Consider the following 17709-nt stretch of genomic DNA (forward strand, 5'->3'; position numbering starts at 1 on the left):
GAAATTTACTTAATATAGTTAAAGAAAATAATTGATATTCATCCTAAATTTTTTTGAAATTATCAAAAAATAATAAAATCATCAATTAATTGGAGATAACTTATGCTTGCCAAAAGAATTATACCCTGCCTGGACTGCGACCTCAACGTCCCCCATGGCCGCGTGGTTAAAGGAGTGGAATTTAAACAGATCCGGTATGCAGGAGAACCCGTGGAACTGGCCACCAAATATTACCAGGATGGTGCCGATGAAATCGTGTTCCTGGACATAACCGCCTCTCATGAACGCAGGGAGACCATGGCCGATGTTATTAATGCAACCACCGAGAATGTGTTCGTTCCCATCTGTGTGGGTGGTGGTATAAGGAAGCCACAGGACTATGTGAACATGCTCAAGGCCGGTGCAGATAAGTGTTCAACCAACACCGCAGCCATTCACAACCCGGATCTCATCAACGAAGCATCCAAGGTAGTGGGTAGTCAGGCCTGTGTCATTGGTATTGATGCCAAAAGACGCTACATTGAAGACCCTAAAGAAAGTGATGAACACATTATAATTGAAACACCCCAGGGTTACTGCTGGTACGACTGCAGTATCTACGGCGGAAGGGAATTCACAGGCATAGACGCAGTTAAATGGGCCATGGAGTGCCAGGAACGGGGAGCCGGAGAAATCCTCCTCACCAGTATGGACCGGGACGGTACCAAGGACGGTTACGACATACCCCTCAACCAGACAATGAGCCAAATGCTGGATATTCCCATAATTGCCTCCGGTGGTGGAGGTAATCCAGAGGATATTTATGAAGTACTCACCCTGGGCAAAGCAGATGCAGCACTTGCTGCCAGCATCTTCCACTTTGATGAGTACCCTGTGCCTGTGGTGAAGGAGTTCTTGAAGGAGAAGGGTGTTGCTGTTCGACTCTGAAAAGTTCTCTACAAAACTTATCTTTCAGTAGATCAACGTTTGACCAGACAACCATTTAACAATTAACATAATCACATAAATTTCAGGCGAGGAATTTGAAAAAACGAAAACACATCTTCCTGGACGATAATGCCAAGGTCGGCAGAATGGAAAGGAAGATTAAAAAATACAACAGGTACAAGTCCCACAGTGAGAAAACTCCCGAGGAAGATTTCCGTCTGCAGGAGAAACTGGCTATGCTCAGTGTGGTGGCCAGTAACTTTATGATGACTGGTCACAGTCCCACTATGGTCCTAACCAAACGTGAGGAAGGAGACGAGGTTATGATGCCAGTGGGTGGTGGTCAGAAGGACCGGGCCCGGGAGATCATTTGCAAAGCAGATTTCCGTAAACTCTACCGTGGAGGTAAGGGCCGTAAAACCGACCCACTCATGATCGTAACCGCCATCTGCATGTACGTCATGAGACAGGACAACCCACGAAGGGGAGATATCAGGTATTCCAATGATTTTATTAGCAATGTTGGAGTGACCAAGGAAATATATGGACACATTAGTCAAAAACTTGATGCAGAGCAAAATTCCTGATTTTTGATAGGTCGCTCTATATAGTGATATCAAAATTCTTGAAAACATTTCTACTTTTGACTAAATTACAACAATATTCAAACCTAACATGGCAGGGCTATCGTTGAATTAAAGAGTTTTTTGTTTTTAATTAGAAAGGTTTTTTGTTAATTAATTAGATAACCTAGCCCATATTATTATTTAGATATCCAGATAGCCCAATATAACTTAAAACCCCTTATTTAGTACATAGTCCTTATTATAATCCTTATTATCAATAAATGGAAATTAAATATAAGTATACTGGTATAGAAATTGATTCTAAGAGAAATTAATGTAATAATTTAACAAATATTCCTTATTAAAGGTCTTTCAGGGTATTTTCAATCTATTCAGGTGTGTTCCATCACAAAGGGACCATGACAGAGAGCTTTTGATAGGATACTAAATTAGAAAATATTTTTTTAAACCCCCATGACATCATTTAGCAATGGTAATAAACTGAGAATCCATAATTCAGTTCGTTGAAGGTGCAATCATGAATATAGTAGTGATTTTGGGCCAAAATAAACTAATATCTGTATTTGACTATGGATGGAACCCTCAAGACAGGCCATTGTCAAATTGGAATAAAAATCACCTTTCCCCATTCTTTAGAATAGATTATGGCACACAATGATCCCTCCAAATCCACGAAAAAGTATTATTACAAAGTTATACTCATAATATGAATTTTTTTTACCACACAATATTTCCTATGGTAAGCAATAACAATAAATATAATGAAGGTCAATGAATTGCCATAATCATATGTTTAATAAAGGGGATTTTAATATTTCTAGACCAAATATCTTTTTAAGTTCAAATGGGGTTTGTATGAATGCTTGGAAAAATGGTATATTAATATCAATTATTCTATTTAGTTTATTTTTTATCGCATCTTCCTGTCTTCAAGTTGTATCAGCAAGTCCAGATGCTATTTATGTCAATGGATCCTGTGGAAATGACTCATGGGATGGGCAAAATATAGCCTGGAACGGCAGTAGTGGACCTAAATTAAGCATTAAAAACGCAGTTGAAGTAGTGGATTCTAATGGAACAGTAAATATTGCAAATGGAGTATACACTGGAGCAAATAATACTGGAATTTCAATTAACAAAAGTATAATCATTAACGGGCAGAGCCAATCGAACACAATTATAAATGGAACAGATACAGCACAGATATTTATTATTGCAAGTGGTGTGAACGTCACTCTCCAGAATTTAACATTAACAAATGGAAAAGCAGTAGATGGTGGTGGAGGAATCTGTAATAAGGGTAATTTAACAGTAACTAATTGTACTATAATCAATAACAATGCAACACATGGTGGAGGAATCTACAATTGGGGTGGTGTTTGTACCGTAATTAATTCCAGTATAAACAATAACACCGCAGCTTATCTTGGTGGTGGAATCTACAATTTTGGCACTTTTGAGGTTGCTAATTCCGATATAAGTAATAATATTGTGGATTATTACGGCGGTGGAATTTGTAACTATCAGGGTGATTGTATTGTTACTAATTCCACAATAAACAACAACATTGCATCACATGCTGGTGGAGGAATCTACAATTATCAAAATAGTAATTTTACTGTAACTAATTCTAGTATAAATGATAATACTGCCCTTACTGGTGGTGGGGGAATCTACAATAATGTTGGTACTTGTACGGTGACTAATTCCACAATAAACAGTAATAATGGCGGCGGAATCTACAATCAGGGCCTTTGTGCAGTGATTAATTCCACTATAAACAATAATATTGCAGATAATAATGGTGGTGGAATCTTCAATGCAGGCACATGTGAGGTTACTAATTCCACTATAAGCGATAACACAGTATCTAATCCAAATATGCTTACTTTGGGCGGTGGAATCTTAAACTATGCAAATAGTGCTTGTACAATAACTAATTCTATTATAAATAATAATAGTGCACAATTTGGTGGTGGAATCTTCAATGCAGGTAATTGTACTGTAACTAATTCTACAATAAGCAGTAACATTGCAACCAATGGTGGTGGAATCAACCATAATTATGGTAATTTGACAGTTACTGGTTCTACACTAATCAATAACCAGGCAGATATGGGTAGTGCGGTTTATACTACAAGTTCTGACACTTTAATTAATTTTAACCGTATTTTTAACAATACTGGAAGTTATGATGTTTATAGTACAGTAAATGGTATTAATGCTACTAACAACTGGTGGGGAACCAACTTCCAGGGAACTAATCCGTTTGATGCGGGAAGAGTAAATGAAAATGTAACTGCTACTCCCTGGATTGTACTTAACATAAATAATACTAACAATTTAATCTTAACTGGCGAAAACAGCACTGTAGGAGCTAATTTAAGATATAATTACAATGGAACAGATTATGAAGATACATGGACTGTTTATGGAAATGCCGTTCCTGATGTTAATGTTTCATTCACCAGCACACTAGGAAACTTATCAATTCTAAACGGCACCATAAATAATGGTTCAAATGCTACAACAATATTTACCGGAACAACAGCCGGAAACGGTACAGTAAACGCAATGGTAGATAATCAAACTGTGACAACCACCATCCAAATAAATGATATAATCAATCTCTATGCCGGACTCGGAAACTTCCAATTCACAGCATCCATAACCTCAAATACATATAATCTAGGTATAACACCAATCACCATTAACGCAGCCACACCTGAAACAACATCCACATCACAGGTAAACGCAGCCACCACCACAGTAGGAATGGAAAATACAGGAACACCCATAAATTACATAGTAATGGCCATTTTGCTAATTATAAGCGGATTAATACTGGAAAAAAAGAGATAAACATCTCTTAATAATTTTTTTAATATATTGATCATTCTGTTTTGTTTACCAATAAAATATTGTAACGAATGAAAATACTTGAAAACCATCAAATGGCCCATTTGGTGCATCTGAAGGTCCTAAATTGCATTTCTAGAGGGTCCAGATGGTGTGGAAATAGAATTAATCCAACCCTGAAGATTGGAACAGCTCAAGACCAAAAACCGTTGCAGATTTGAATAATTTTAAATTTTTATTTAAATTATTAGTTTGTTATCCAAGAAATTTTTAAGCAAATTATTGAATAAAAAGCAATTATAAAACTTATTTAAACAAAATAACGAATTTAATAAAACATCGTTCTTTCTGATAGGTCGCTTTATATAGTGATATCAAAATTCTTGAACACATTTCTACTTTTGACTTAAACTACAACAAAATTCAAACCTAACATGGCCGGGCCATCGTTGATTAGATAGGTTTTTGTTTACTTAGAAAAAGGTTTTTTGTTAATTAATTAGATAACCGAACCAAATTATCAATTAAATAAAAATTAAATCGATTATACTGGTAGTATAATTGATTCTCAACGAAATTAATATAGTTATTTGACGAATGTTCCTTTTTGAAGGTCTCTCAGAGCATCCTCAATCTCTTCAGGTGTGTTCATCACAAAGGGACCATAACGAGCTATGGGCTCATTTAAGGGTTTACCAGATATTAAAAGAAATCTTAATGGTTTGTTTTCCGTGTGAACTTTAATTGACTCCCCATCACCAAAAATCACCAAATTAGTGGCAGATACCAGTGTTCCTTCTTCATCAAAGACCCCTTCACCCTCAAACACGTAGGCAAAAACCGTGTGCCACTGTGGGAGATTATGCTCAAAAGAACTTCTTGCTTCCAGCGAAACATCCAGGTATTCCGGGTCTGCAAAGATTTCAGTTACTGGCCCTTTAACCCCGTTTAGCTCTCCAGCGATGATTTTAACCTGTACACCTTCGAATAGTGTTATTTCTGGTATCTGGGATGCTTTTACTTCCTGATAACGCGGATGAGTCATTTTCAATTTAGCAGGGAGATTTACCCATAATTGAAATCCTTCCAGTTTACCCTCTTCTGGCTCCTGAGGCATTTCTTCGTGGAGTATACCACTACCAGAGGTCATCCACTGCACATCACATGCTCCAATTGTTCCAGAGTTCCCCATGCTGTCTTTATGATTCACATTACCACTTAACATGTAAGTAACAGTTTCAATACCCCGGTGGGGGTGCAGGGGAAAGCCAGCCAGATAATCCTGGGGATCACGAGAACCGAAATGATCGAATAACAGGAAAGGATCCAGGTAATCCAGATAATCCGTGGCAATGGTTCTTCTAAGGCGAACACCAGCTCCTTCCATTACATAGACTGGTTCAACAATCTCTGTTACATTTCTTATCGACATATTTATATCTCCTAATCACTGGTCAGGGGCAATTTACTTATCTTCCAGGCAACGAATCCGCCCAAGATGTTATAAGCCCCAACAAATCCAGATTCCAGCATTTTTGCCATGAAATAACCACCCCTAACACCGCTCTTGCAGTAAATAATGTAGGGACGCGTTTTATCCAGATTTTCCACTTTACTCTGGAAGTGGTGACCATCGTAATCCAAGTTCACTGCCCCGGGAATGTGTTCCTTTATAAAATCCTCCTCAGGCCGGATATCCAGTATAGCAATCTCTGGTTCTTTTTCCATTAAATCAAGTGCACTTTCAGGAGATATGGTAATGAATTTTCCCATTTCTATCACCACATTTATTATTGTTTTAATTACCTTTCTTATTTTCTGTGGCCCTCCAAAAGTTATCAACAGATGGAAAGAAAGGGTATGCTAAAAAGAAAACACCTCCCCCGGCTTAACTATATGGATTAGATCAGATGATATCCTCTCCATAATTTTAATTGCCCAGATTATGACATCATTCATGTCCAAAATTGAGAATGTGACAAAAATTCGCCCTTTTGCATCAGTAAAGTATATATACGGGTTGAAAGGATAATTATATTCCATACCAGGGGGACAATTTAATATCCCGTAGTTCCCAAATAATGGGGGGTTACAGTTTAAATCCATAGCGATTACTGTCGAAAAAGAAGGGACTAAATACATTAAAACTGATCTTAGAGGAAGTCAACTCCTCCAATCTTCACATTTAAATAAAGGAACTGCTTTTAGTACTAAAGAACGTCAATTATTCAATCTTATCGGACTCTTACCTCATTCTGTGGAAACTCTGGATGAACAGCTTCAGAGGGCCTATCAACAGTACTCTCTCCAGGCAGATGACCTACAGAAAAATATCTTTCTAAACAACCTTTACCATACCAATGAAACTCTTTTCTTCCGCCTTATCCGGGAACATATCCAGGAAATGATGCCCATCATTTACACACCCACTGCAGGCCTGGCAATCCAGCATTACAGTGATGAATTCCGTAAACCGCGTGGAATTTATCTTTCTTATCCAGAAAGGGATCATATCAATGAAATTCTTGATCACTGGGATGCAAATGACATTAATCTGATTGTTTTAACTGATTCTGAGCAGATACTGGGAATTGGTGACCAGGGGGCCAATGGAATTGGTATTTCCGTGGCTAAACTGGTGGTTTACACTCTATGTGCCGGTATCAATCCCCGGAGGATGCTGCCCATTATGATCGATGTGGGCACCAATAACCCTCAGTTACTGGAAGATCCATTCTACCTGGGCTGGCGTCATCACCGCATCAGCAGTGCAGAATATCACCAGTTCGTGGAAACAGTGATCAACGCCATAAAGGAGAAGTTCCCCCAGGTTTTTCTTCAGTGGGAGGATTTCGGTAAGAAAAATGCCAGATGTCACCTTGACCGTTACCAGGATAGCATGTGCACCTTCAATGATGATATACAGGGTACCGGGGCCGTTGCCATGGCCGCTCTTTTAAATGCTTTGAAAATAACCGGGACCCCTTTATCTCATCATCGGGTGCTTGTCTACGGGGCAGGAACTGCAGGTTGTGGTATCGCTGATCAGATCTGGGAGCAGATGATCAAGGAAGGTCTCAACCACCAGAAAGCCTACAGTCGTTTCTATCTTATGGACCGTCAGGGACTGGTAACCAGTAATCGGGAAAATATTGATTACTTTAAAGCACCATACGCTCGCAGTTCATCTGAAACAGATGAGTGGGACCGTGCAGATGACCCCACAAGGCTTCTGGATGTGGTGCGTAACATACATCCCACCATCCTTATTGGCACCAGCACGGTGCATGGGGCTTTCAACCGTGAAGTTGTAAATACCATGGCTGCCCATGTGGAAAGACCCATAATATTCCCCTTATCCAATCCATTGACTCTGGCTGAAGCCACACCTGATGATATTATTCACTGGACACAGGGGCGTGCCCTGGTGGCAACTGGAAGCCCTTTTAGTGATGTGGAGTTTCAGGGGAAATTTTACCCAGTGTCACAGTGTAATAACGCCCTGATATTCCCTGGACTGGGCCTGGGTATAATCAGCTGCCAGGCCGAAAGGGTAAGCGCCGGGATGATGGATGCTGCCACCCTGGAACTGGCTAATTCTACCACTGATAAAACCAGACTTCTCCCAGAGATATCCCAGTTACAGGAAGTGAGTAAAAATATCGGGGTGGCAGTGGCCAGGCAGGCTATCCTGGAGGGAGTAGCCCTAAACAGGCCCGATCAAAATGTGGAGAATCTAGTGGAATCTAATATCTGGGAACCAGTCTACATGCCTTACCAGCCTTTAAATATACCTGCCAAATAAAAAAAATCCGTATAACTAATTTTTTAACAATAATATGAATATTCCAGGCTACCTTAGTAATTTTCATGAATTTTTCTGATGAACTCATCGGCTACCTTAAGTAATTGAACCCATCGGCTACCTTAGTAATTGAACCCATCGGCTACCTTAAGTAATTCTCGTGTATTTTTACTAATGAAACTCATCTTAACATAAAGTCCATATGCAGTTATTTACACTATGCATATTAACCCCCACAATCATAATAAAGCCTAGAAATTTATGGTTTACTTAAAAATTTATGGTTTGAGGTAAATCCTAGAAAAATGTTCATGAAAAATCTTAGCATTAGTCGAGAAAATCGTAGAATTATTCATGGAAAATGAAGGTTAAAACATGTCACTGGTCATAAACACAACCACACCGGAAGGAATAGTCTTAGCAGGAGACAGCAGACAGAGCTATCGTAATATGAAGGGCATGGCCCGGATTGGTAGTGAAAACGCCATTAAACTCTTTCAAATCAACCGAAGAGTAGGTGTGGGAATAACTGGCCTGGCCTTCCTCCCAGATGGAGGGGTGCAGAAGAACGTAAGCCAGTACATCGAAGAATTCCGCAGATCCTCCAAGGTTAAAAATATGGAGGTTAAGGATGTGGCCCGGAAGCTACACCACCTCTTCAGCGACAAATACCAGTGGAAAGACCAGTTAGGACAGATAAAAACCAACATCCAGAATGACTTGAATTCCAAGGGATGCACTGTACTGGAGATGAAAATGGAAGACCAGTTATTGAAGTTCAGCTTCAGAACCCCCCAGGGAACCATTGAAAACGGTGTGGCACGGGCAGACCCCATTGAGATACTGGTGGCAGGTTACAACCCCGACGGAACCCACCAGGTTTACAGTGTGTCCATACCAGGACCAGTACAGAAACTCCGGGATAGTAAAAAACCAGGAATGGAATATGGAAGTTCATGGCTTGGTCAGGGAGACGTGGCTGCACGGATCGTTCTGGGATTTGATGGTAGAATCCAGAATGTGGACTTTGTAAAGGAGGCCATGCAGGCCCGGAGTGAACAGGAAATACAGAACCAGCTAAGAGGACTGGAATATGCAATCCAGTGGGGAACCATGACCCTGCAGGACGCAATTGACTTCGCCACACTGATGATTCAGACCACCAGCGCCATCCAACGCTTCAGTGATGGTATCAACGCCGACCCCGGGGACATGCCTGGTGTAGGGGGGCCAATTGACGTGGCAGTTATCACCCCAGACCATGGCTTTGTATGGGTGAAGAAAAAACAGTTGAAATTCAGTGATTGTGAGCTTGATCTGGATAACGAACCATTCCTGTAATCATACATGATTTTTCAGGACATACTACTGGACATAAAATCCAAGACATAACTCCCAATAAAAATTCCAGGACATGACTCCTAAAATAAATTCCAGGACATAATTTCATTAATAATTGGGTTCATATAATTAGATGATTAAATTAAATAATTAGCAAGTTATTTGATTGAATGTCACCTGAAACTTACCATCAGGAGTTAATAACATGTCTGATCTGGCGAGTCTTTTAGCAATAACCATACCACTTTCCTGGGCCGCAGCAGTGAGCCCAGTGACCCTGTCCATTTTCTTAGTTATAATGTCCATGACTAAAAAACCAAGATTAGCTGGTTTATCATTCTACATGGGTGCAATTGTGGTGCTCCTGGTAACAGTGGTAATTGGAATCTTTTTAGGTCAAAAATTAAGTGTTTCTGGTCATGCCGACCCTACCACCATGGCTGCTATAGATATTTTCCTGGGCGCAGTGCTCTTTCTCCTTGGATTTAGAAATATAGTAAGTAAGGACCAGGGAAAAAATAAGAACATTTTAAATCGTCTGCAGGTAGATCCCAAAACCGGTGTATTGCGCCAGTTCACCAAGTACTTTTCCATTGGAATTATAGCATTTTTAATGAATTTCAGCACAGCTATATTTGTCCTGGCGGCAGGACGTGCCATCGGAGTAGCCAATGCAGGTTTAACCAATGATACAACATCAGTTCTCATTTTAATTCTGATCACCCTTGTAATAATAGAAATACCATTATTATTCTTCATTCTCCTGCCAGATAAGGCCCATAAAATTCTGAGTCCAGTTAATGATTGGATTTCCAACCATGGTAACCTGGTGACTGGGATTTTCTGTATTGCAATTGGGTTTTTCGTGGTTTACAGTGGATTGGGGAAGCTAGGAATTGCCTGACTGGGAAAAATAAGTACACAAAACAATAAATAGCTGATAAAAAGATAACTCGGGTTAAAAAATACAATACCTGTTCTATTTTTGAATTTCATTAATTTTTTCAAATACCCCTTTTGAATACCAATTTTTAATTACTCCGGTTAACTCTCACCTTAATTATCCAATTAATGATCCCGGTTATATTAAATACATATCCTCAGCTTTCCTATAGAGTTCTTCACGGAACTTAGGATGAGCTATGTTTATTATTTCCTGTGCCCTTTCTCTGGTGGATTTACCCTTAAGATTAGCAACCCCATACTCGGTTACCAGGTAATGAGTGTCCATCCTGGGTGTTGTAACCATTGCCCCAGGATCTAAACGGTCCACCACGCGTGATATAGCACCATTTTTGGCAGTGGAGTAAAATGCCAGTATTGATTTCCCTCCTTTGGAGTCGAATGCACCCCGAACAAAATCAAGCTGTCCCCCGGTCCCACTGTACTGATGACCTGCCAGGTATTCCGCATTACACTGCCCCAGGAGATCTACCTGAATTAGGGAGTTTATGGATATCATACTGTCGTTTTTAGCTATCACACCGGGGTTGTTTACATAGGAGCAGGGGTAGCTTTCCATGGCCGGGTTCTGGTCCATGAACTCCAGCATTTCCTGGTCACCCTGAGCCACGGTGAAAACATGTTTGCGGGGGTGGAGGGTTTTCTTTTCACCAGTTACTACTCCCTTTTTTATGAGGTGGACCATCCCTGGCCCAAATACTTCAGTGTGGATTCCCAGGTCGTTATGGTTTTCCAACTGCTCAGCCACTGCATTGGGCAGTACACCAATACCCATCTGGATGGTGGCACCATCTGGGACCAGTTCAGATATTTTTTTACCAATGATATCTGCCTCAGGCTGTTTAAACCCACAGGGGAAGTCAGGAATTGGCTGATGGTTTTCAACCACTGCATCAACCTCTGAAATATGTATAAGGGAATCTCCGAATACACGAGACATGTTCTGGTTCACTTCCACAATCAATACCCTTGCAGCCCGGGCAGCAGTGGAGGTGAAGTCGTTGGCAGTTCCAAAGGAGAAGTAACCGGCATCGTCCATGGGTGAAACCGTGGTTATACACACATCCACTCCAATGAACTCTTCCAGGAGCCGGGGGATCTGGTGGAGGTGGTTGGGAACGTAGTAGTTAAGTCCTGTACTCACCAGACCCCTGGTACCAGAATCCACGAATCCACTGTAGGCCTCCACACAGTCCATCAGGTCCGGTGCAAGGATGGTGGAGCAGACACTATCCATTGGGAGCACAGAGAACATTTTAATTTTTTCAAGGTCCCCCTCTCTTAGACGTTGGGCCACTGCCTCCAGAAGGGCTGGTGGTTCAGCCATGGTTAGCCCGTGAACCAACATGTCCCCTTTTCTGATTAATTTGACTGCTTCTTCTGGAATAGTTAATTTTGCCCTGTATTCTTTTTTATACATTTAAACCCTTTATCCCCTTTTTTAGATTTTTAAATATATATTGTGGCTTAATAACTAATTTTAAGAGTTATCTTCCGATCCTCTTCCCATCAGGTATCCTCCGAATCCCAGCAGCCACAGGATAACCGGGTAAGCCACCCATCTTTCCACTCCCCCTCCACCGAGCACTGGTATGAACATGTTGTATGTGAAGAGGAAAAATAGGGAGAGGATTCCCAACAGGAGTGATATGTATTTGAGTGGTGATTTGATTAATCTGTAGGAGTAAATAGCTGACAAACCCCCACAGCTGAAGGTCATCAACGAGAATATGGGGTGCATGGGAGTCATATTCCCCGGGAATACCCCCACACCGAGGGCTCCTAATCCCAACAATCCCACCAGTATCCCCCCTATTTTATCGCGGTAAGCTTTAAAAAGAAAGTAATTGCCAATTAGAATCAGAATTCCGGCTATTATCATCGCAAAATTGAATATGGTTGCCGAGGGTTGGGTTATGATACTGTTAGGGGGCACTGTAGACCCTAAATCACTGATCATGCTCTGGGCCGTGGTGTAGGTGAGTTCTGGAGGGTAAAAAATTTCTCCAGTTATAATGCCCATTAAAACCACCATGGCAGCTATAAAAATGCAAATACCCGCTAGAGTGACATGTGTGGCGGATGGTCTATTTCCCTTAATCTGGTTTTCAGTTGATAACTCCTCTTTATAAGACATTGTTTTGTCCCCCTTACTTCGAGTTTCCCTTTTAGACTTGTAGGTATGTAAATTTATTATATTTCCGGTTTTTAACATTTCCTATATTTCCCATTATTATAAATAAGTTATTATACCCTCTTCAACTGCCAAGATAAGGTATTGTAATTACTGAAATATCTTGAAATTATATAATATCCAATAAAATTTCTAAAAAATAGTTAAAAAGTAGCTTTCCAATCAAATGATAATAATATAAATTTGCAAAATATACATTACTGAAAAGGATACCAATGCTATTAATTTGAACAGCCTTATATTACATCAATCGCAAATGGACATCACTTACATTTAAAAGAGGAGATTATATGAGTTCTTTAAATTTGGATAATTTTAGGGCACTGGCAGAGAGATTCGTGTCCCAGATGCTACAGGGTAACTATGAAATGGCTGCCAGCCAGTTTGATAACCAAATGAAAACTGCCATTCCCTTACCCGAGTTAAAAAAGTCCTGGCAACGTTTAACCATACCTGCAGGTGATCTGATCCAGACTGGAGTTTTGCAAACCGCGGAACTGGAGGGACACCAGATCGTAAGTGTAAGGTGCCAGTTTGAACGGGCCACCATCGATGTACAGGTTGTGTTCAACAGCAAAGGCCGTGTGAGCGGATTAAGCATAATACCCTCCCAAACCGAGTACCATCCACCAGATTACGTGGATGATTCCGCCTTTAGAGAGGTTGAAGTGACTGTTGGCAAGGGTAAATGGTCTTTACCCGGAACTATCACCATCCCCACTGGTCCTGGGCCATTTCCAGGTGTGGTGCTAGTGCATGGTTCTGGTCCCAATGATCGGGACGAAACTCTGGGGCCCAATAAAATATTCAGAGATATTGCCTGGGGCCTGGCTTCAAAAGACATTGCAGTCTTGAGGTATGATAAACGAACCCTCCAGCATGCTTCAGAGTTTACACCAGAACTGTTGTCTCAGCTGACTGTGCAGGAAGAAGTTATTGATGATGCTCTCTTGGCAGCCGAGTTACTGCGCCAGACCCCAGAAATCGATCCAAAACGGGTTTATCTACTGGGCCACAGTTTAGGTGCATCGGTTGCCCCACGTATCGGCCAGGAAGACCCTGATCTGGCAGGATTAGTTATAATGGCAGGAATTATCCGCCCTCTGGAGGATACCATTCTGGAACAGTTCACCTACCTTTACAGTCTGGCTGGTGAGATGACCAAAGCACAGAAGGATACACTGGAATCTTTAAAGGTTAAAGTTGCCCGGGCAAAGGACCCCGAGCTGTCCATAGATGTTCCATCAAAAGAACTGCCATTAGGGATGTCAGCATCCTATTTCCTGGATCTGCGCAACCATCCCACTGACAAAATCATTAAAAACCTGGAAATGCCCCTGTTGATCCTGCAGGGAGGGCGTGATTATCAGGTTTCACCCACAATAGACTTCAAAATGTGGAAAGAAGAACTTGAATCCAGAGAAGATGTTACCTGCCAGCTATTCCCCGGTTTAAACCATCTTTTCATTGAAGGAGAAGGTAAATCAACTCCCACCGAGTATGGAGTTGAGGGTCATGTTAGTGAGGAAGTAATTGAAACTATCATTAATTGGTTAACAGAGGGTTAATAACCAATTTTACATCTGAAAAAAAGTTATTAAGTCCAAAATAAGTTATTAGAGTGCAGTTTTAAATGGAAAAAAATTTTTAATAAAAACTTTAGAAAAAGGGAGGTTTAGAAAAAATTGGTTAAATAAACCAGATACACTATACCCTATTTTTGGCAGGATAGCTACGAATCGGATGTTTAGCTACAAAAATACCATTGTCTTTGGTGATTTTAATCATTCCTTCCTTTTCTATTATGCCCTCAATGTAATCCTCGAAATTTTTCCGATTCTGACCATTAAGTGCCTGGTTAACCTTTCCAAAGGAAAGAATATAATCCACCAAAGGTCCGGCTTCAGTTACTTCCAGACCATCCTGATATTTAATTAACTGGACCTGGTCAAAGGATTCACTTAACTGTTTTTCCCCATTTTCCAGGCCAAAAGCACGTGCCAACGGTACTAAAGAGTAATATATCTCATCATCATAGGCAGATACCAGTTCACTTATTTCTTTAGTGTTTTCAAGTCCAAATGTGGTGGCATAAAGTGCACCATCACTTTTAAGAACCCTGCTTATTTCAGATATGGCTTTTCTCCGGTCTGGGATGTGGTATAACATTAAATTGGCAATTACAATGTCCAGAGAATTATCAGGGTAGGGAATCTCCTGGGCATCCAGTACCTGATATTCAAAAAGGTTTGCTTCATCACCTAAAACCATACGTGCATCAGAGAGCATTCCTTTAGAAAAATCCGATAAAATAATATGGGCATCTTCTGGTATTCGGTTTGAATTTGCTTTCCATAAAAGTCCATTACCACACCCAATTTCAAGTACCCTTGCTTTGTCTGGAAACTGGATCTGGTCAAATATCCACAAAATCCAGGAATAAGGGTTGGTTTTAAATCTCCGGGTTAATTCCACCCTGGCCATGAAATTCTTTGAATCGGAGTACTGTTCTTGGAGTAAACTCATTTTTGATATTCCCCCTCTTAATCATCCCATCTTTATGTATTTCATATAAAGTAGCAGTACCTAAAATATTTTCCATCCCAATATTTTTCATTTTTATAATTTCCATCAAAGGTAAATGGGTTTTTATTCCATTCGGATTATTTATGATTGATATTTCTGTTTAATGAGGAAAAATATCCCAGTTAATGCGATTTAATGTCTGTGTATCGGTAGATTCCACATTCTATTTTCAAAAAATTATTTAGTTATAACCCACCTATTAATACGTGGAGGTTAATTTATGGGAAAAATGTCTTATACTGTTGTACTTGGTGTATTGTTGTGTATTGTTGTAGCTGCCTCAGGATGTACCCAGCAGAGTTCAACTGGAAATCAGACCCCAGATGTTAGTGGGGTTACCAGCGTTATTTTAAACGGTCCTGGAACGTTAATTATCCAGCAGGGAGATAATGAATCGTACCGGGTGGAAGCAGACAGTAGTCTTCTGTCTAAAATATCCACCACTGTGTCTGGGAATTCTTTATCCATTAGCAACCTGAACAGTGGAAGTAACGGGGCTGTGAAATTCTACGTTACCCTAAAAAATTTGAATATTCTCACCACCAATGGTGGAGGTAATTCTGAGGTGACCGGCCTAAACACTGATAAACTCACCGTGACACTGGATAACGGTAAAATGACCCTGGCGGGTAAAGCAAACAACCTGATTGCCACTGTCAATGGAGGGGGTAATATAGCTGCCAGTGACCTGCAGAGTCAAAGTGCTACAGTGACCATTAACGGAGAAGGTAAAGCCAGCGTTAATGTGGTTACCACCTTGAATGCGGTGGTAAATGGTGGGGGTTCAATAACCTACACTGGTAGTCCTCAGGTAACCCAGCAGGTGAATGGATTAGGTTCCGTTAAAAGCGGCTAATAAAACCATTACCCCATATAAATGCCTTAAACCAGTTCTGATTTAACCAGTTATTGCATGTTATGGGAGTGGGTTTTATTCCTCACCTTTTTTTTATTTTTTTAAATAATTTTTTAAAAACCTAGTTTTAACCGAATCTTATGGATAATTAAATACCAATCCCCAGTGGAAAACTTAACATCGGATCTTTTTTGATAACTTTTTTGGATAAGTTTTTTACAATCACCCTAACAATCAAATAATGATGATAACTCAATTTAACATCAAAAACCAGAAAATCAAAGGACCCCTTAACCTATCCCTTACCATTAATAGTGGTCAGACCAGCCAACCACCATGGAAAGAGAGTAATTCCTATTTCCAGGAACTGATACAGGTTGAAGGTGCTCCCTGTCTGGTTAATATCAAACATGATGATGCTGATACAGATAGTAACCTGGAAATAATTGCTGAATCTACTGAAAAAGTATCAGAAAAAGGTATTAAAAACTCTGTTCGGGAGATATTCAGTCTAGACCATGATCTGAACCAGTTCTACCAGTTTTTAAGTGAAGATCCCAAACTGACACCTACCATAGAATTTTGCCAGGGATTACGGCTTTTCAATGCCCATAACCCATTTGAATGTATCATATCATCCATATCATCCGCGAATTGTTCCATATTACGCTGGACACGTTCGGTGAATGATATTAAAAGGAAATGGGGTGACCAGTACCATTTTGACTCTGGTGATTTTTACTCATTCCCAGTCCCGAATGTGCTGGGTAACGTACCTGAACATGATTTAGAGGAAATGCAACGCTGTGAAGATGAATTACCTGAAGATTTCATTTTCGAAAACAATCTTCAGGCCTGTGGAGTTGGTTACCGGGCCAAGTACATTATCAATGCTGCGAGGATGATCCAGTCTGAGATTGGCATCCAGAAGGTAGCCAGAATGAGGTATGACGAAGCATTTGACACTATCCTCCAGCTCCCTGGTGTGGGACCCAAGGTAGCAGACTGCATCTTGCTCTATGGGTTTAAAATGGGAGAAGCTTTCCCAGTGGATGTGTGGATTAAAAGGATTGTTGAACACCTATACTTCCCTGGTGAAGAACTTAAACCTCAGGAAGTCAGAGTATTTGGAATGGAACGTTACGGTGACTGGGCAGGTTATGTTCAGCTGTATTTATTCCACTACGCCCGTAAATCTGGACTTTTAGAATCATTGCGGAAAAAGTGACTGAAAATTACTATGTGCAAATGAAAAATAGTAGTGAATTGAAAAAGTAAGTGATGAAAAAGTTTCTTTACACATCTTGTTCCATTACTCCTCATCATCGGCATTTTTCATGTCGTAGATGCTGATGAAGAGGAAGACCACGAATGCGATTATGGCCAGGTAATTGTAGGTGGAATACTGCCCCAAAATGAAGATCTGGTAAATAAGGATGATCAGAATAAATGAAATCATCAGCACGGCTATTCTACTCAAGTTCTTGTTCATAAAAATACCCCAAAAATTTACGTAAATTCATTCTTTGTATTGTTCATTCTTTAGTTTATAAAATATTTAATTATACACCGATTTAATTATTCCAGTGAA

Annotated in this window: 15 protein-coding genes; 9 read left to right on the forward strand and 6 right to left on the reverse strand. The window is 40.2% G+C overall.

What is annotated here, in order from left to right; translation table 11 throughout:
- Positions 1-102: 102 nt before the first annotated feature.
- From hisF to A994_RS01360, 3 genes are all read left to right on the forward strand, one after another.
- Positions 103-927 (forward strand): imidazole glycerol phosphate synthase subunit HisF, encoded by an 825-nt coding sequence (hisF, locus tag A994_RS01350; RefSeq protein WP_004029458.1) that lies wholly within the window; start codon positions 103-105, stop codon positions 925-927.
- A 95-nt stretch (positions 928-1022) separates the two neighbouring features.
- Positions 1023-1514 carry a hypothetical protein gene (locus A994_RS01355; RefSeq protein WP_004029459.1) on the forward strand — a complete coding sequence of 164 codons (492 nt, stop codon included), beginning with the start codon at positions 1023-1025 and terminating at the stop codon, positions 1512-1514.
- Between the two features lie 855 nt (positions 1515-2369).
- Positions 2370-4376 carry a beta strand repeat-containing protein gene (locus A994_RS01360; protein WP_004029460.1) on the forward strand — a complete coding sequence of 669 codons (2007 nt, stop codon included), beginning with the start codon at positions 2370-2372 and terminating at the stop codon, positions 4374-4376.
- 583 nt (positions 4377-4959) lie between these two features.
- Here the strand turns inward: A994_RS01360 and A994_RS01365 are convergent.
- Positions 4960-5805 (reverse strand): pirin family protein, encoded by an 846-nt coding sequence (locus A994_RS01365; RefSeq protein WP_004029461.1) that lies wholly within the window; start codon positions 5803-5805, stop codon positions 4960-4962.
- An 11-nt stretch (positions 5806-5816) separates the two neighbouring features.
- Positions 5817-6146 carry a rhodanese-like domain-containing protein gene (locus tag A994_RS01370; RefSeq protein ID WP_004029462.1) on the reverse strand — a complete coding sequence of 110 codons (330 nt, stop codon included), beginning with the start codon at positions 6144-6146 and terminating at the stop codon, positions 5817-5819.
- A 337-nt stretch (positions 6147-6483) separates the two neighbouring features.
- Here A994_RS01370 and A994_RS01380 point away from each other — a divergent pair, with 337 nt between their 5' ends.
- From A994_RS01380 to A994_RS01390, 3 genes are all read left to right on the forward strand, one after another.
- Positions 6484-8178, forward strand: a complete 1695-nt coding sequence (locus tag A994_RS01380; RefSeq protein WP_048203992.1) for an NAD-dependent malic enzyme — start codon at positions 6484-6486, stop codon at positions 8176-8178.
- Positions 8179-8553: 375 nt separating this feature from the next.
- The gene (locus A994_RS01385; protein ID WP_004029466.1) at positions 8554-9519 is read left to right on the forward strand and encodes a hypothetical protein; all 966 of its coding nucleotides are present in this window, start codon (positions 8554-8556) and stop codon (positions 9517-9519) included.
- A gap of 205 nt (positions 9520-9724) precedes the next feature.
- Positions 9725-10423 (forward strand): GAP family protein, encoded by a 699-nt coding sequence (locus A994_RS01390; protein ID WP_004029467.1) that lies wholly within the window; start codon positions 9725-9727, stop codon positions 10421-10423.
- Between the two features lie 177 nt (positions 10424-10600).
- On the opposite strand, the gene A994_RS01395 is transcribed toward A994_RS01390, so the two are convergent.
- Together A994_RS01395 and A994_RS01400 are read right to left on the reverse strand one after the other, a co-directional pair.
- Entirely contained in the window at positions 10601-11902 is a 1302-nt protein-coding gene (locus tag A994_RS01395) for an acetyl-CoA hydrolase/transferase family protein (protein ID WP_004029468.1), read from the reverse strand.
- 60 nt (positions 11903-11962) lie between these two features.
- The gene (locus A994_RS01400) at positions 11963-12619 is read right to left on the reverse strand and encodes a DUF998 domain-containing protein (protein WP_004029469.1); all 657 of its coding nucleotides are present in this window, start codon (positions 12617-12619) and stop codon (positions 11963-11965) included.
- A 347-nt stretch (positions 12620-12966) separates the two neighbouring features.
- On the opposite strand from A994_RS01400, the gene A994_RS01405 reads away from it, so the two are divergent.
- Positions 12967-14244, forward strand: a complete 1278-nt coding sequence (locus tag A994_RS01405) for an alpha/beta hydrolase (RefSeq protein ID WP_004029470.1) — start codon at positions 12967-12969, stop codon at positions 14242-14244.
- A gap of 139 nt (positions 14245-14383) precedes the next feature.
- Here A994_RS01405 and A994_RS01410 read toward each other — a convergent pair whose 3' ends face one another.
- Positions 14384-15202, reverse strand: a complete 819-nt coding sequence (locus A994_RS01410; RefSeq protein WP_004029471.1) for a class I SAM-dependent methyltransferase — start codon at positions 15200-15202, stop codon at positions 14384-14386.
- A 280-nt stretch (positions 15203-15482) separates the two neighbouring features.
- Between A994_RS01410 and A994_RS01415 the strand changes: the two genes are divergently transcribed.
- Positions 15483-16118: a GIN domain-containing protein gene (locus A994_RS01415; RefSeq protein ID WP_004029472.1), complete on the forward strand. Its 636-nt coding sequence runs from the start codon at positions 15483-15485 to the stop codon at positions 16116-16118.
- 241 nt (positions 16119-16359) lie between these two features.
- The gene (locus A994_RS01420) at positions 16360-17346 is read left to right on the forward strand and encodes a DNA glycosylase (protein ID WP_100222218.1); all 987 of its coding nucleotides are present in this window, start codon (positions 16360-16362) and stop codon (positions 17344-17346) included.
- 84 nt (positions 17347-17430) lie between these two features.
- On the opposite strand, the gene A994_RS01425 is transcribed toward A994_RS01420, so the two are convergent.
- A complete protein-coding gene (locus A994_RS01425) occupies positions 17431-17610 on the reverse strand; it encodes a hypothetical protein (protein WP_048203993.1) in 180 nt (59 codons plus the stop codon).
- Between the last annotated feature and the right edge of the window lie 99 nt (positions 17611-17709).

The sequence above is a fragment of the Methanobacterium formicicum DSM 3637 genome (assembly GCF_000302455.1).
Lineage (GTDB): Archaea > Methanobacteriota > Methanobacteria > Methanobacteriales > Methanobacteriaceae > Methanobacterium > Methanobacterium formicicum_A.

Bases quoted from the DNA above. Each gene is read 5' to 3' on its own strand.
- A994_RS01365 (WP_004029461.1), bottom strand. From the start codon at position 5,805: ATGTCGATAAGAAATGTAACAGAGATTGTTGAACCAGTCTATGTAATG.
- A994_RS01425 (WP_048203993.1), bottom strand. From the start codon at position 17,610: ATGAACAAGAACTTGAGTAGAATAGCCGTGCTGATGATTTCATTTATT.
- hisF (WP_004029458.1), top strand. From the start codon at position 103: ATGCTTGCCAAAAGAATTATACCCTGCCTGGACTGCGACCTCAACGTC.
- A994_RS01400 (WP_004029469.1), bottom strand. From the start codon at position 12,619: ATGTCTTATAAAGAGGAGTTATCAACTGAAAACCAGATTAAGGGAAAT.
- A994_RS01415 (WP_004029472.1), top strand. From the start codon at position 15,483: ATGGGAAAAATGTCTTATACTGTTGTACTTGGTGTATTGTTGTGTATT.
- A994_RS01395 (WP_004029468.1), bottom strand. From the start codon at position 11,902: ATGTATAAAAAAGAATACAGGGCAAAATTAACTATTCCAGAAGAAGCA.
- A994_RS01370 (WP_004029462.1), bottom strand. From the start codon at position 6,146: ATGGGAAAATTCATTACCATATCTCCTGAAAGTGCACTTGATTTAATG.
- A994_RS01420 (WP_100222218.1), top strand. From the start codon at position 16,360: ATGATGATAACTCAATTTAACATCAAAAACCAGAAAATCAAAGGACCC.
- A994_RS01385 (WP_004029466.1), top strand. From the start codon at position 8,554: ATGTCACTGGTCATAAACACAACCACACCGGAAGGAATAGTCTTAGCA.
- A994_RS01405 (WP_004029470.1), top strand. From the start codon at position 12,967: ATGAGTTCTTTAAATTTGGATAATTTTAGGGCACTGGCAGAGAGATTC.
- A994_RS01390 (WP_004029467.1), top strand. From the start codon at position 9,725: ATGTCTGATCTGGCGAGTCTTTTAGCAATAACCATACCACTTTCCTGG.
- A994_RS01410 (WP_004029471.1), bottom strand. From the start codon at position 15,202: ATGAGTTTACTCCAAGAACAGTACTCCGATTCAAAGAATTTCATGGCC.
- A994_RS01360 (WP_004029460.1), top strand. From the start codon at position 2,370: ATGAATGCTTGGAAAAATGGTATATTAATATCAATTATTCTATTTAGT.